The following is a 17,300-nucleotide window of genomic DNA, read 5'->3' as shown; positions in this document are numbered from 1 at the left end:
TCTGAGGCAATACCCCTCCGCAATCTGCCGACAGCCTTGTGATTGGGAAAGCGCGATGAGCAACGAAGACAAACTCCGGGATTACCTCAAGCGAGTCATTGCCGAACTCCACCAGACGCGTCAGCGCCTCCAGGAAGCGGAATCCGCGGACCACGAGCCGATCGCGATCGTGGCGATGAGCTGCCGCTACCCGGGCGGGCTGCGCTCGCCCGAGGAGCTGTGGCGGTCGGTGGCCGCCGGCGAGGACGCCATCTCGGGCTTCCCCGAGGACCGCGGCTGGGACGTGGAGGGTCTGTACGACCCCGACCCGGGCGCGGTCGGCAAGAGCTATGCGCGTGAGGGCGGATTCCTGCACGGCGCCGGTGAATTCGACCCGGCGTTCTTCGGGATGTCCCCACGCGAGGCCCTCGCCACCGACCCCCAGCAGCGGCTGCTGCTGGAGACGGCTTGGGAGGCGTTCGAGCGGGCCGGTATCGACCCGGAGTCGGCGCGGGGAAGCAAGACCGGTGTCTTCACCGGTGTGATGTACCACGACTACGGCACCGGTCTGACCTCCCTGCCCGCAGGTGTGGAGGGCTACCTGGGCAATGGCACCGCGGGCAGTATCGCCTCCGGTCGGGTGGCCTACACCCTGGGCCTCGAGGGCCCGGCGGTCACTGTTGACACGGCGTGCTCCTCGTCCCTGGTGGCGCTGCACTGGGCCGGTCAGGCCCTTCGGCGACAGGAGTGCACACTCGCCCTCGCGGGCGGCGTCACGGTGATGTCCACCCCCGGAACCTTCGTGGAGTTCAGCCGCCAGCGCGGTCTGGCGGCTGACGGAAGGTGCAAGCCGTTCGCGGCGGCCGCGGACGGTACGGGCTGGGGCGAGGGCGTGGGCATGCTGTTGCTGGAGCGGCTGTCGGACGCGCGCCGCAACGGCCACCCGGTGCTGGCGGTGGTGCGCGGCTCCGCCATCAACCAGGACGGCGCGAGCAACGGCCTTACCGCCCCCAACGGCCCGTCCCAGCAGCGGGTGATCCGCCAGGCCCTGGCCGACGCGAAACTCTCCGCCAAGCAGGTGGACGCCGTCGAGGCGCATGGCACGGGTACGACGCTGGGCGACCCGATCGAGGCGCAGGCGCTGCTGGCCACGTACGGGCAGGAGCGGCCCGAGGAGCGGCCGCTGTGGCTCGGCTCCATCAAGTCCAACATCGGTCATACGCAGGCGGCGGCGGGCGTGGCCGGTGTCATCAAGATGGTCCAGGCGATGCGGCACGGGCTGCTGCCGCGGACCCTGCATGTCGACGAGCCGTCGCCCCATGTGGACTGGTCGGCGGGCGGGGTCAGGCTGCTCACCGAGGCCACACCGTGGCCGGAGGGCGACGAGCCCCGCCGGGCGGGTGTCTCGTCCTTCGGGATCAGCGGCACCAACGCACACATCATCCTGGAGCAGGAGCCTCCGGCCGACCCGGAGGGCGAAGCGCCGGAGGAGACAGGGCAACTGCCCTCCGGCATCGTCCCGTGGCTGGTCTCGGGGAAGTCCGAGAGCGCGCTGCGTGCCCAGGCCGAGGGGCTGCTCGCCCACCTGGAGGCGCGGCCGGATACGACCCTGATTGATGTCGGGTTCTCGCTGGCGACGACGCGTAGTGCGTTTGAGCATCGTGCGGTGGTGTTGGGGTCGGACCCTGGGGCTTTGGTCGAGGGTTTGGGTGCGGTGGTTGAGGGCGGGTCTGCTCCGGGGTTGGTGCGGGGTGTGGTGGTGGGTGGTGATGGCCGTGCGGTGTTGGTCTTTCCTGGTCAGGGGGCGCAGTGGGTGGGGATGGCTGTGGGGTTGTTGGAGTCGTCGCCGGTGTTCGCGGAGCGGTTGGGTGAGTGTGCGGCGGCGTTGGCGCCGTTCGTGGACTGGTCGCTGGTGGATGTGCTCGGTGATGCGGTGGCGTTGGGGCGGGTTGATGTGGTGCAGCCGGTGTTGTGGGCGGTGATGGTGTCGTTGGCTGAGTTGTGGCGTTCGTTTGGTGTGGAGCCTTCGGCGGTGGTGGGGCATTCGCAGGGTGAGATTGCGGCGGCGTGTGTGGCGGGTGCGTTGTCGTTGGAGGATGCGGCGCGGGTGGTGGCGTTGCGGAGTAGGGCGTTGCGGGCGTTGTCGGGGTTGGGCGGGATGGTGTCGGTGTCGCTGTCCGTGGGTGAGGTGCGGGAGCGGTTGGGTCGGTGGGGTGAGCGGTTGTCGGTGGCGGCGGTGAATGGGCCGTCGGCGGTCGTGGTGTCCGGCGATGGCGATGCGTTGGAGGAGTTGCTGGCCGCGTGTGAGGCGGAGGGGGTCCGGGCGCGGCGCGTTCCGGTGGATTACGCCTCGCACTGCGCTCATGTGGAGGCCATTGAGGGCGAGCTTCGGCAGGCTCTGGCGGGGATCGCTCCTCGGTCGTCGTCGGTGCCGTTCTATTCGACGGTGACCGGTGGAGTGCTCGATACGACCGAGCTGGACGCCGGGTACTGGTACCGCAATCTGCGCCAGACCGTGCGCTTCGACGAGACCGTGCGCGCGCTGCTGGCCGACGGTTTCCAGGTGTTCGTTGAGGCCAGTGCCCATCCGGTGCTGACGATGGGTGTGGAGCAGACGGCCGAGGACCACGGCACTCGCATCACTGCGGTCGGTTCACTGCGCCGCGACGAAGGTGGCCTGGATCGCTTCCTGACGTCCGTGGCCGAGGCGTATGTGGGGGGTGCCGCTGTCGACTGGGCTCGGATGTTCGCGGGGACGGGTGCGCGTCGCGTTGAGCTGCCCACGTATGCCTTCCAGCGGGAGCGGTACTGGCTGGAGTCCGCGGGTGTGGCCGTCAGCGAGGGTGCGGCGGCTGGGCTTGGTTTGGGTTCGGCTGATCATCCGTTGTTGGGTGCGGTGGTGGGGTTGGCGGGTGGGGATGGGGTGTTGTTGACGGGGCGGTTGTCGTTGGTTTCGCATGGTTGGTTGGCTGATCATGCGGTGTGGGGTGTGGTGGTGGTGCCGGGGGCGGCGTTGGTGGAGTTGGTGTTGCGTGCGGGTGATGGGGTGGGGTGTGGGTGGTTGGAGGAGTTGACGTTGGAGGCGCCGTTGGTGGTGCCTGAGAGCGGTGGGGTGCGGGTGCAGGTGTCGGTGGGTGCGCCGGATGGGGTGGGTCGGCGTGTGGTGGGTGTGTTTTCACAGGTGGAGGGTGAGGGTGAGGGGGTGTGGACGCGGCATGCGTCGGGGGTGTTGTCGGCTGATGTTCCGGTGGTGGAGGAGGAGTTGAGTGTGTGGCCTCCTGCTGATGCGGTGGCGGTGGATGTGGGTGGGGTGTATGAGCGGTTGGCTGGTGTGGGTTTGGAGTATGGGCCGGTGTTTCAGGGGGTGCGGGCTGCGTGGCGTCGTGGTGATGAGGTGTTTGCCGAGGTGGCGCTTGGGGAGGAGCAGCGGGCGGAAGCGGGCCGCTTCGGTCTGCATCCGGCTCTCCTCGATGCCGCACTGCACACCGCGGCATTGGGAGGGGACGACTCGGAAGCGGACTCCTCTCGCCCGGGCCCCGGACTTCCGTTCGTCTGGAGCGGTGTCTCCCTGTACGCGACGGGCGCGGACACCCTCCGTGTACGGCTCGCTCCCGCCGGACCGGATGCGGTCTCGCTCCTCGTCGCCGACACCACCGGGGCGCCGGTGGCCTCGGTGGCGTCGCTGGTGACCCGTACGGTGACCCCTGAGCAGCTCCGGGCAACGCGGAACGTGACACATGACGCGCTGTTCCACACCACATGGCGTGAGGTTCCCGCCCAGGATGAAGCCCCCGCGACCACGGGCCGGTGGGCGTTGCTCGGAAGCATGGTGCCGCACCTTGACGCCTTGAGCGGGGCGGATGACACCACGTATCCGGAACTGGCGGAGCTGAGCCAGGCCATGAATGACGGTGCGGCCACTCCCGACACCGTTCTGGTCTCCTTCGAGGCCGACTCCGGAGCCCGCGCCGGCGACCCGGCCGAGGCACGGAGGATGGCCCATCGTGCCCTGCGCTTGGTGCGGGAGTGGTTGGGGGAGGAGCGGTTTGCCGGTTCGCGGTTGGTGGTGGTGACGCGGGGTGCGGTGGCGGCTGTGTCGGGTGAGGGTGTGCCGGATGTGGCGGCGGCTGCGGTGTGGGGTTTGGTGCGGTCGGCGCAGGCTGAGCATCCGGATCGGTTCGTTCTGGTGGACGTGGATGACGTACCGGTGTCGTCCGGTGTGCTCCGAGCGGCGCTGGGGTGCGGGGAGCCTCAGGTGGCCGTCCGTTCGGGGAAGGTCCTGGTGCCTCGGCTGGCGCGTGCCGTTGCTCCTGCGGCTTCCGCTTCCGCTTCCGTTGAGGGAGTGGGGTCGGGCTTTGTGTGGGATTCCGAGGGCACGGTGCTGGTGACCGGTGCTACCGGCACGTTGGGTGGTTTGGTGGCGCGGCATTTGGTGGCCGCGTGTGGGGTGCGGCATTTGGTGTTGGTCTCTCGGCGGGGTCGGGAGGCCGCTGGTGTGGCGGAGTTGGAGGCTGAGCTTGCGGAGTTGGGCGCGTCGGTGGCCGTGGTGGCCTGTGATGTCTCCGACCGTGAGGCGTTGGCGGGCGTGCTGGCGCGTATTCCGGTGGATCGTCCGTTGCGTGGTGTGGTGCATGCGGCCGGTGTGCTGGACGACGGCGTCATCGAAACCCTGACTCCCGAGCGTATCGACACGGTGCTCCGCCCCAAGGTCGATGCCGCCTTCCACCTGCACGAACTGACCCGCGACCTGGACCTGACTGCCTTCGTGGTGTTCTCCTCCGCGGCCGGCACGTTCGGCGGCGCCGGGCAGGGCAACTACGCCGCGGCGAACGCTTACGTCGATGCCCTGGCGGCCCACCGACGCGCGCTCGGCCTGCCAGCCGTCTCGCTGGCCTGGGGGTTCTGGGCCGAGCGCAGTGGGATGACGGGGCACCTGGCCGACGAGGACGTGCGGCGCATGCGGCGCGGCGGCATCGACCCGCTGACGTCGGAAGAGGGCCTTGAACTGTTCGACGTTTCCGGGACCATGGCGCAGCCCGTCCTGTTGCCCATACGTCTGGACCTCCCGGCGCTCCGTGCTCAGGCGGCGTCCGGTGCGATGCCCGCCCTGCTCCGCGATCTGCTGTCCGTTCCCGCACGCCGTACCGTACGGCCGTCGAGCGATGGCGCGGGCGAGTCGGAACTGTGGCGGCGGCTTGCGCCCCTGTCGGCGGACGAACAGCACGAAGCCCTGCTGAACCTGGTGTGCACCCACGTCGCCGAGGTGCTTGGACACGCGGGGGCGGACTCCATCGAGGTGGGGCGCGCGTTCAAGGAGCTCGGGTTCGACTCGCTGACCGCCGTGGAGCTGCGCAACCGGCTGAACACGGCCACCGGGCTGCGCCTGCCCGCCACCCTCGTCTTCGACTACCCCACTCCCGAGGTGATCGCCCGCCGGCTGCGCTCCGAGCTGGCCGAGGCGTACCAGGGCGCCACCCTGTCGGTCTCCCCCTCGGATGCCGCCGGTACGGGCGCGCTCGCCACCCATGACGAGCCCATCGCGATCGTGGCGATGAGCTGCCGTTTCCCCGGTGGGGTGCGGACGCCGGAGCAGCTGTGGCAGCTCCTGGAGCGCGGTACGGATGCCATCTCCGCCTTCCCGGACGACCGTGGCTGGGATGTGGAGGGGCTGTACGACCCGGACCCGGACGCCGCGGGGAAGAGCTATGCCCGCGAGGGCGGCTTCCTCTATGACGCGGGCGACTTCGATCCGGCGTTCTTCGGGATCTCGCCCCGTGAGGCGTTGGCGATGGATCCGCAGCAGCGGCTGCTGCTGGAGACGTCGTGGGAGGCGCTGGAGCGGGGCGGGATCGACCCGGCGACCCTGCGTGGCAGCCAGACCGGGGTCTTCGCCGGTGTGATGCACCACGACTACGGGCTGTTGCAGGGCCCGGGCGGTGGCCCCGGTGCCCCCAGCGCGGGCAGCATCGTCTCGGGCCGGGTCTCCTACACCTTTGGTTTCGAGGGCCCGGCGGTCACGGTGGACACCGCTTGTTCCTCGTCGCTGGTGGCGTTGCATCTGGCCACGCAGGCGCTGCGGCGGGGTGAGTGCTCACTCGCGCTCGCGGGTGGTGTGACGGTGATGTCGACACCGGGGCTGTTCGTGGAGTTCAGCTGGCAGCGCGGGCTGTCGGCGGACGGGCGGTGCAGGGCCTTCGCGGGAGCGGCGGACGGCACCGGGTTCTCCGAGGGCGCGGGGGTGCTGCTCCTGGAGCGGCTGTCGGATGCGCGGCGGAACGGCCACCGGGTGCTGGCGGTGGTGCGTGGTTCTGCGGTGAACCAGGACGGTGCGAGCAATGGGCTGGCGGCACCGAATGGTCCGTCGCAGCAGCGGGTGATCCGGGCGGCGTTGGAGAGCGCTCGGCTGTCGGCCGCCGAGGTGGACGCGGTGGAGGCGCACGGTACGGGGACGAAGCTGGGCGATCCGATTGAGGCGCAGGCGTTGCTGGCGACGTACGGGCAGGAGCGGGCGGCCGAGGACCGGCCGCTGTGGCTGGGTGCGATCAAGTCGAACATCGGCCATACGCAGGCGGCTGCCGGTGTCGCGGGCGTCATGAAGATGGTGCTCGCGATGCGGCACGGCGTACTGCCGAAGACGCTGCATGTCGATGAGCCGTCGCCGCATGTGGAGTGGTCGGCGGGTGCGGTGGAGCTGTTGACGGATGCGGTGGAGTGGCCGGAGACGGGCCGTCCGCGGCGTGCGGGTGTGTCGTCGTTCGGCATCAGCGGCACCAACGCACACGTCATCCTGGAGCAGGCGCCGACGGCGCTGCACGATGCCGAAACCCCCAACCAGCCAAGGGCGTTGACGTCCTCGGTGGTGCCGTGGGTGGTCTCGGGACGGTCCGAACCCGCGCTGCGGGCGCAGGCGAGTCGGTTGGCGTCGTTCGCGGGGGAGCGGTCGGAGCTGCCGCTCGTGGATGTGGCGCTGTCGTTGGCGACGACGCGTAGTGCGTTTGAGCATCGTGCCGTGGTGCTGGCCGGTGATCGGGCTGGTCTTGTCGATGGGCTGGAGGCGCTGTCGATCGGTGACCCGGCGCCGGGCGTGGTCCGGGGCTTGGTGGTGCCGGGCAAGTTGGCGGTGGTGTTCTCGGGTCAGGGCAGTCAGCGGGTCGGGATGGGCCAGGGGCTGTATGAGGCGTTCCCGGTGTTTGCCGATGCCTTCGATGAGGTGTGTGGGCAGTTCGACGGGGTGTTGGAGCGTCCGCTGCGGGAGGTGATACGTGGGGACGTGGCGGGGCTGGATGAGACCGCGTATACCCAGTGTGGGTTGTTTGCGGTGGAGGTGGCGCTGTTCCGGTTGATCGAGTCGTGGGGCGTACGGCCGGACTTCGTGGCCGGGCATTCGATCGGTGAGCTGGTGGCGGCGCATGTGGCGGGTGTGTTGTCGCTTGCGGATGCGTGTGTGTTGGTGGCGGCTCGTGGGCGGTTGATGCAAGCGCTGCCCCCGGGTGGGGTGATGGTGTCGGTGCAGGCCGCCGAGGCCGACGTACTGCCGCTCCTGGCCGGTCGCGAAGCCGAGGTGAGCGTGGCCGCGGTCAACGGTCCGTACTCGACCGTGATCTCCGGGGCGGAGGAGGCGGTGACGGAGGTCGCCGGGCAGTTTGAGGCTCAAGGGGTCAAGACCAAGCGGCTGCGCGTCTCCCACGCCTTCCACTCACCCCTGATGGAGCCGATGCTGGCGGAGTTCCGGCAGGTGGCCGAGGGGCTGTCGTACGCGCCTCCCCGCATCCCCGTCGTGTCCAACGTGACGGGCCTGATCGCTGACCCCGAGGCGCTGTGCTCCGCCGAGTACTGGGTGCGGCACGTCCGCGAGACCGTGCGCTTCGCCGATGGGGTGAAGAGCCTGGTGGACCAGGGCGCCACGACCCATCTGGAGCTGGGCCCGGACGGTGTCCTGTCCGGGATGGGCCAGGAGTGCGCTCCCGACGCCACCTTCGCACCGGCCCTGCGGACCGGTCGTGATGAGGCCGCCTCGCTGCTCGAAGCGCTGGCTCAGATCCATGTCCGGGGTCGCTTCGTGGACTGGGCGGCCTTGCTCGCACCGGCACGCCCCCGGACCGTCGAGCTGCCCACGTATGCCTTCCAGCGGGAGCGGTACTGGCTGGAATCGGCCGCGACCACAGCGGACGTGGCCTCGGCGGGGCTCGGTTCCGCGGAGCATCCGCTGCTTGGCGCCGCGGTGACGCTGCCCGACTCGGACGGATGTCTGTTCACCGGCCGGCTGTCCGCGCGTACGCACGCCTGGCTGGCCGACCATGAGGTGCTGGGCGCGGTGATGCTGCCGGGGACGGCGTTCGTCGAGTTGGCGCTGCACGCGGGCGACCGCGTCGGATGCGCCCGACTGGATGAGCTGACGCTCGAGGCACCGCTGGTCCTGCCCGAACACGGTGGCGTACAGATCAGGGTGACGGTCTCCGACGCCGACGACTCGGGGCGCCGGGCGCTGACCGTGCACTCACGCGAGGACGGCGGGGAAGGGCCGTGGCTTCGGCATGCGACGGGCAGCGTCGCGCCCGAGCCGTCGACCTCCGCCCGCACCGCGCTCTCCGACTCCGTATGGCCGCCGAGGGATGCCGAACCCGTGGTGCTGGACGGGCACTACGAGCGGCTTGCCGAAACGGGGCTGCGGTACGGGCCGGTGTTCCAGGGGCTGCGTGGCGTGTGGCGGCGCGGGAGCGAGGTGTTCGCCGAGGTCGCCCTGGACGACGAGGCGGAGCAGGACCCGCGCCGCTTCGGCCTCCACCCGGCCTTGCTGGACGCCGCCCTGCACGCTGTCGGCGCTGCGGCCACCGGCACGTCGGAGGAGATCCGGCTGCCCTTCTCATGGAGCGGGGTGTCGGTGTACGCGGCGGGCGCCGCCATGCTCCGCGTACGCATCACCCTCACCGGCCCCGATGGCATGGCGCTGTCGATGGAGGTGATGGATGGGACCGGTGCGCCGGTGGCCACGGTGGACTCGCTGGCGACGCGCCCAGTCTCCCCCGAGCAGGTCAACGCGGCGCGTGGTGCGGTGCAGCAGTCCCTCTTCCAGCTGAACTGGAACCTTCTGCCGGGCGCGAGCGCGGGCGCCGAGGCGCCGGTGGAGAGCGCCGTGGCCGATGCGACGCCGCTGGACGGCGTCGACTGGCACGACATAGCGGCATTCGGTGAGGCGATCGGCGCCGAAGAGGCCGTGCCTCCGGCGGTGGTGTGTGTGCCCCCGTCCGTACCCACCACTGACGGCGACGCGATACGGGATGTGATCCATCGGGCGCTGGAGCTGGTGCGGGGATGGCTGGCCGAGGAGCGGTTCGCCGGATCGCGGCTGGTGATCGCCACACATGGCGCGGTGACCGTCGAGGGCGTCGAGGGCGTCGAGGGCGGCCAGAACGACAAGGCCGTGGTGGATCTCGCGGCGGCAGCCGTATGGGGTCTGGTACGGACCGCGCAGACCGAGCACCCGGATCGGTTCGTCCTGGTCGACCTGGACGGTGGGGACCGGGAACCGGAGCACGAGCCCGGGCGTCGGCCACTGAACCCCGAGGTCCTCTCCCTGCTGTCCGCGGCCGCGGCGAGTGGCGAACCCCAGGTGGCCGTGCGCGGAGGGCGGCTGTTCGCGCCCCGCCTGGGTCGAGTGCGGACCACTGGGACCACCCCGACCTCAGCCGAAGCCGCGACGCACTCGACGGTGCGCTCGACGGTGGCCTCGACGGTGCGCTCGGTGGTGTGGGACGCGGAAGGCACGGTCCTGGTGACCGGCGCCACCGGCACGCTGGGCGGGCTGGTCGCCCGCCACCTTGTGGCCGAGCGCGGCGTACGCCATCTGCTGCTGGTGAGCCGTCGCGGCGCGGACGCCCCCGGCGCCCGCGCGTTGGAGGACGACCTGGTGGCGGCGGGCGCGTCGGTCAGCTGGGCCGCCTGCGACGTGGCCGACTGGGACGCCCTGACCGCCGCCGTGAAGGGTGTCTCCGAAGCACATCCGCTGCGCGGAGTGGTCCACACGGCAGGGGTGCTCGACGACGGCGTCATCGCGTCGCTGACACCGGAGCGCGTGGACGCGGTGCTGCGCCCGAAGATGGACGCGGCCATCACGCTGCACGAGCTGACCGAGGCAGTGGACCTGTCGGCGTTCGTGGTGTTCTCCTCGGCCGCCGGGACCTTCGGCACGGCCGGACAGGCCAACTACGCGGCCGCCAACGCTTTCCTCGACGCCCTGATACGGTACCGCCGCGCCTCGGGGCTGCCCGGCCTGTCCCTCGCCTGGGGTTTGTGGGACGAGCGCGACGGAATGGCCGGCGGGCTGGCCGAGGCGGATGTGCGCCGCATGGGCCGGGCCGGAGTGGACGGTCTGTCGCCCGAGGAGGGACTGGCCCTGTTCGACGCGGGGTGTGCCGGGGAGCTGCCCGTGGTCATCCCGATGCGGCTTGACCCGGCCAAGGCGCGTGGCGCCGACGGCGAAGTGCCGTACATCATGCGGGAGTTGGTGCGCCCGATGGCGCGCCGGGCCGCGGCGGAGGGCACCGTGGCCGCGGGTGACCTGCGGGAACGGCTCGCCGCGGCGTCGTCGGATGAGGACGGCGAACGCCTGGTACTGGACCTGGTGCGGCGCTGCGTGGCCTCGGTGCTCGGACATGGTGGGGCGGCTGCGGTGGAGCCGGGCCGCGCCTTCAAGGATTTCGGCTTCGACTCGCTGACGGCGGTGGAGCTGCGCAACCGCCTGGGCACGGCCACCGGACTGCGTCTCACGGCCACGCTGGTGTTCGACTATCCGAATCCCATCGCCCTGGCCCGCCATCTCCACCAGGAGCTGACCGACGGGGACGACCGCGTACATCCCGTCCATCCCGCCCTGCCCACCAGCACGGTGGACACCGGTGACGACCTGGTGGCGATCGTCGGCATGGCCTGCCGATTCCCTGGCGGCGCCCGGTCCCCGGAGGACCTGTGGCGCCTGCTCGCGGCGGGTGACGACGCCATTTCCGGCTTCCCCGTCAACCGTGGCTGGGATGTGGCGGGGCTGTACGACCCCGACCCGGAGGCGGACGGCAAGAGCTATGCGCGGGAGGGCGGCTTCCTGCACACCGCGGGCGAGTTCGACCCGGCGTTCTTCGGCATCTCGCCGCGTGAGGCGCTGGCGATGGATCCGCAGCAGCGGCTGCTGCTGGAGACGTCGTGGGAGGCGTTCGAGCGGGCCGGGATCGACGCGACGACCCTTCGGGGCAGCGCGACCGGTGTCTTCGCGGGGCTGATGTACCACGACTACGGATCGCAGCTCCGGAGCGTCCCCGAGGGTGCCGAGGGCTACCTCGCCACGGGTGGGTCCGGAAGCATCGCATCGGGGCGGGTCGCCTACACCTTCGGTCTCGAGGGTCCGGCCGTGACCATCGACACCGCGTGTTCGTCGTCGCTGGTGGCACTGCACCTGGCCGCGCAGGCGCTGCGGCAGGGCGAGTGCTCGCTGGCGCTGGCGGGCGGAGTGGCGGTGATGTCCACCCCCGCCACCTTCGTGGAGTTCAGCCGTCAGCGCGGACTGGCGCCGGACGGCCGGTGCAAGCCGTTCGCGGCGGCCGCCGATGGCACGGGCTGGGGCGAGGGCGTCGGCATGCTGCTGCTGGAACGGCTGTCGGACGCGCGGCGCAACGGTCACCCGGTGCTGGCGGTGGTACGTGGCTCCGCCGTCAACCAGGACGGTGCCAGCAACGGGCTCACCGCGCCCAACGGCCCCTCACAGCAGCGGGTGATCCGGGCGGCCCTGGCGAACGCGCGGCTGTCGGCCGCCGAGGTGGACGCGGTCGAGGCACACGGTACGGGTACGACGCTGGGCGATCCGATCGAGGCGCAGGCGCTGCTGGCCACGTACGGCCGGGAACGCGCCGACGACCAGCCCCTGTGGCTCGGCTCGATCAAGTCCAACATCGGACACACCCAGGCCGCGGCCGGTGTCGCGGGCATCATGAAGATGGTGCTCGCCATGCGGCATGGTCTGCTGCCGCAGACGCTGGGCGTCGACGAACCGTCGACGCACATCGACTGGACGGCTGGAGCCGTCGAACTCCTCACCGAGGCCAGGCCCTGGCCCGAGACCGGCCGCCCACGCCGGGCGGGCGTCTCGTCCTTCGGCCTCAGCGGCACGAATGCGCACATCATCCTTGAGGAGGCGTCGTCGACTGAGGGTGAAAACTCCGGGCCGGAAGGGGAGTTGGCGCCCGCCGTGGTGCCGTGGGTGCTGTCGGCGAAGTCGGATGCCGGTGTGCGTGAGCAGGCCGGGCGCCTCCTCTCGCTCGTGGCCGGGGAGACCGGCCCGGCGGTGGCGGACATCGGTCTGTCGCTGGTCACCACGCGGGCGGCGTTCGAGCGTCGGGCGGTGGTGCTGGGCGGTGACCGTACCGCGCTCGTCAGCGGCCTGACCGCGCTGGCCGAGGGCCGCGAGGTGTCGGGCGTGGTGCGCGGATCCGTGGCCGGCTCCGACGCCCGTGCGGCCTTTGTCTTCCCTGGTCAGGGGTCGCAGTGGGTGGGAATGGCGGCGGGGCTGCTGGAGTCGTCTCCGGTGTTCGCGGAGCGGATCGCGGAGTGTGCGGCGGCGTTGGCGCCGTTCGTGGACTGGTCGTTGGTGGATGTGCTCGGCGATGCGGTGGCGTTGGAGCGGGTTGATGTGGTGCAGCCGGTGTTGTGGGCGGTGATGGTGTCGTTGGCGGAGTTGTGGCGTTCGTATGGTGTCGAGCCCGCGGCCGTCATTGGCCATTCCCAGGGTGAGATCGCTGCGGCGTGTGTGGCGGGTGCGTTGTCGTTGGAGGACGCGGCACGCGTGGTGGCCTTGCGGAGCAAGGCGTTGCGGGCGTTGTCGGGGCTGGGTGGCATGGTGTCGGTGTCGTTGCCGGTGGAGGCCGTACGGGAGCGGCTGGGGCGGTGGGGTGAGCGGTTGTCGGTGGCGGCGGTGAACGGGCCTTCGGCGGTCGTGGTCTCCGGCGACGCCGACGCGCTGGACGAGCTACTGGCGACATGCGAGGCGGACGAGATCAGGGCACGCCGTATCCCCGTGGACTACGCCTCCCACTGCGCCCATGTGGAGGACATCGAGGAGGAGTTGCTGCGGGACCTGGCGGATATCGCCCCCCGGGCTTCGTCGGTGCCGTTCTACTCCACGGTCACCGCGGGTGTGCAGGACACCACGGAGCTGGACGCCGGGTACTGGTACCGCAATCTGCGCCAGACGGTCCGTTTCGACGAGACCGTGCGTGCCCTGCTGGGCGACGGTTTCCAGGTGTTCGTCGAGGCCAGTGCCCATCCCGTCCTGACGATGGGTGTGGAGCAGACGGCCGAGGACCACGGCACCCGCGTCACCGCCGTCGGGTCCCTGCGCCGGGACGAAGGTGGTCTGGAGCGCTTCATGACCTCCCTGGCCGAGGCGTACGTGGGCGGCGCGCCCGTCGACTGGGCACGGCTCTTCGCGGGGACGGGCGCGAAGCGCGTCGATCTGCCGACGTATGCCTTCCAGCGCACCCACTTCTGGCTGGAGTCCGAGGCCACGGATGCCGCCGGTGACGTGGCATCGGTGGGGCTGGATTCGGCCGGACATCCGTTGCTGGGGGCCGCCGTGCCGCTGCCCGACTCGGACGGGTTCCTGCTCACCGGTCGGCTCTCGCTCCGTACCCACCCCTGGCTCGCCGACCACGCGGTGGCGGATGTCACGCTGCTGCCGGGGACGGCCTTCGTGGAGTTGCTGATGCGGGCCGGTGACGCGGTCGGCTGTGGCCAGGTGGACGAACTGACCCTGGGAGCACCGCTGGTGCTGCCCGAGCAGGGCACGGTCCGGCTCCAGATCGCCGTCAGCGGTCCCGATGAGGCGGGACGGCGCTCGGTCGGTGTGTACGCACAGACCGAGGACGGCCCCTGGACACAGCACGCCACCGGTGTGCTCGGCAGCGGCGGCACCGAGGCGACGGCGGATCCCTCCACTGAGCCCGAGGCATGGCCGCCGGCCGGTGCGGAGGCGGTGGACGTCGGCGGGCTCTACGAACGGTTCGCACGCACCGGATTGGGCTACGGGCCGTCCTTCCAGGGGCTGCGTGCCGTCTGGCGCAAGGGCGACGAGGTCTTCGCCGAGGTCCGACTGGCCGAGGAGGCAGGGCAGGACGCCGAGCGCTTCGGCCTACACCCGGCCCTGCTGGACGCCGCGTTGCACGCGATGGCCTTCGGCGGCTTCGTCCGCCTTCCCGAGCCCGATGGCAACGTCCGTCGGGACGAGGGGTCCGGCACCGGACGGGTCCGGCTTCCCTTCGCCTGGAGCGGCGTGGCACTGCACGCCACCGGCGCGTCCGCGCTGCGGGTGCGGCTGGCACCGGCCGGGGCGGACGCGGTGTCGCTGACCGCGCTCGACGAGTCGGGGCGGCCGGTGGTCTCGGTGGACTCGCTCGTCACCCGCGCGGTTGCCCGGGACCAGCTCGGCGCGGCGCATGGTGCCTTCCACGAGTCGCTTTTCAGCCTGGAGTGGACGACACCCGTGGCGGTGCCCCCGTCGTCCGGCTCCGCTCTCCGCTGGGCGGTGCTCGCCGAGGGCGACACGGGGCTGTCGGCGGCGCTGAAGTCGGCGGGCACGGCCGGTGCCCTGGCCGAGACGTATGCGGATCTGTCCGCGCTGGGAGAGGGCATCGAGGCGGGACGAACGGCGCCGGACCTGGTGTTCGCCTCCGTGTCCTCCCTCTCTCCGACCGCCGAGGCGGTACGCTCCGCGGCGCACCGGGCGCTCGCGCTGGTGCAGTCGTGGCTGGCGGATGAGCGGTTCGGACGGTCCCGGCTGGTGCTGGTCACCCGTGGGGCGGTCGGTGTGCGGCCCGGGGAGCCACTGGCCGATCCCGCCTGCGCCGCGGTGTGGGGACTCGTGAGGTCGGCGCAGTCGGAGAACCCCGACCGGTTCCTGCTGGTCGACCTGGACGACCAGGAGGCGTCGTTCGCCGCCCTGCCACAGGCTCTGTCGGGCGACGAGCCGCAGCTGGCGGTGCGCGGCGGCGCGGTGCTCGTGCCACGGCTCGCCCGGGTCCCGGCCGCCCGCGTCGCGGCGGCCCGGGTGCGGGACGCGGCCCCCGCGGCCGCGTCCACGTCGGCCGGGGAGCGGGACGGCGAGCCCGCGGCCACCCCGCTGTGGGACCCGGAGGGAACGGTCCTCATCACCGGCGCCACGGGGGTACTGGGCTCCCTGGTGGCGCGTCACCTGGTGGCCGAGCACGGCGTACGCCATCTGCTGCTGACCAGCCGCCGGGGCCGCGAGGCCACCGGAGCCGCCGAACTGGTGGACGCGCTGACCGCGTCGGGGGCCTCGGTCTCCTTGGCCGCCTGCGACACGGCCGACCGCGCCGCGGTGGCGCGGCTGCTGGCCACCGTACCGGCCGAACATCCGCTGACCGGCGTGGTGCACGCGGCCGGTGTCCTGGACGACGGGGTGATCGGGTCGCTGACTCCGGAGCGCGTCGACACGGTGCTGCGGCCCAAGGCCGATGCCGCCATCAACCTCCATGAGCTGACGGAGGACCTGCCGCTCTCCGCGTTCGTGCTGTTCTCCTCGGCGGCGGGCGTGTTCGGTGGCAGTGGCCAGGCCAACTACGCGGCGGCCAACGCCTTCCTGGACGCGCTGGCGCAGCGGCGCAGGGCGCGGGGGCTGCCGGCCGTCTCCCTGGCCTGGGGGCTGTGGGCCGAACGCAGCGCCATGACGGGGCACATGGACGACAGCGACGTCGAACGGCTCAACCGGGCGGGAGTGACCGCACTGTCGTCCGAGGAGGGCCTGGCGCTCTTCGACGCGGCGACGGCGCACGCGCGGCCGGAGAGCGCCACTGACACGCACCCGGGAAGCACCACCGACGCACACCCGCTCCTGGTACCCATGCGGCTCGACACCGCCGCGCTGCGGGTGCAGGCCGCCTCCCTCGGCGTACCGCATCTGCTGCGCGGGCTGGTCCGGGTCCCGGCCCGGCGCGCCGCCCACAACGCCGCCGCCGGCTCCGCCACCGGCGCCGGGGGAGTGGAGCCGATCGGACAGCGGCTGACCGGGCTCCCGGCCAGGGAGCAGACCAAGGTCCTGACCGAGCTGGTGCGCACCCATGCCGCCACCGTGCTCGGCCATGACTCACCGGACCTGGTGGAGGACGACCACGCCTTCCTCGAGCTGGGCATCACCTCGCTCACTGCCGTGGAGATCCGCAACCGGCTCAACCTCGCCACCGGCCTCAATCTGCCCGCCACACTGCTCTTCGACCACACCACGCCCGCGGCGCTCGCCACCCATCTGCGCGCCCAACTGGTCCCCGGCGCCTCGGACTCCGCACCCCAGGCTGAAGCGGCGGCCACGGGAACCGCACATCAGGCCACGCCTTCCGGCGCGGCCAAGGCCGCCACCGGCTCGACGATCGAGGAGCTGTACCGGCAGGCGTGCGCCGATGAACAGTACGTGGCGGGCACCCAGTTGCTCATGGCGGCGGCCCGGCTGCGCCCGTCGTTCCGTACGGCGGCGGAGCTGACCACCCCGCCCAAGCTGGTGCGGCTCTCCAAGGGCAGTACGGCGCCGGGGCTGGTGTGCTTCCCGTCGCTGGTGGCCATCTCCGGGCCGCGTGAGTACGCCCGCTTCGCGGCCGGGTTCCGGGGCCGCCGCGATGTCTCCGTGCTGCCCGAGCCCGGTTTCGGCAAGGGGGAGCTGCTTCCGGCGAGCGTCGAGGCCGTCGTGGAGATGCAGGCGGAGGCGGCGCTGCGCTGTGCCGGGGAGAAGCCGTTCGTGCTCGTCGGACGCTCGTCCGGGGGCTGGATCGCCCAGGCGGTCGCCGGGCGGCTGGAGGCGCGTGGCAGCGCGCCCTCGGCGGTCGTCCTGCTGGACACCTATCTGCCGCGCAGCGAGGCACTGCCGTGGATCCAGACGAATCTGTCCGGCAAGATGTTCGACCGGGAAAAGATGTTCGGCGTGGTGGACGAGGGCAGGCTCACCGCGATGGGCGGCTATCTGCGCCTCTTCTCCGACTGGGAGCCGACGCCGATCGACGCGCCGATTCTCACGGTGAAAGCGGAGGAATCCTTTCCGGGGTCCGGGGAGGGGAACGACGAGGAATCGGCATGGGGCGCCACGCTCACCCGTATCGACGTTCCCGGCGACCACTTCACCATGATGGAGGATTTCGCCGGCGTCGCCGCCGAAGCGGTCCTCAACTGGCTTGCGGAGAACGTGTGAGGAGAACGTGTGATTCGCAATGCCTGACATCCTGATAGGCTCGCGCTCATTCGAAGCGCGGAAGAAAAAACGGGGAAGGCGCTCGCGGATT

General features: G+C 71.4%; 1 protein-coding gene. It reads left to right on the top strand.

Translation table 11 applies throughout. The annotated features are described in order from the left end of the window. The first annotated feature begins 1 nt into the window (after nt 1). A complete protein-coding gene (locus ACT2CW_RS13500; RefSeq protein WP_445517006.1) occupies nt 2-17,209 on the top strand; it encodes a type I polyketide synthase in 17,208 nt (5,735 codons plus the stop codon). Nucleotides 17,210-17,300: the final 91 nt, after the last annotated feature.

The organism is Streptomyces sp. NEAU-174, assembly GCF_052665095.1.
The sequence above is the reverse complement of the archived record's forward strand: the minus strand, read 5'-3'. Positions and strand labels throughout refer to the sequence as shown.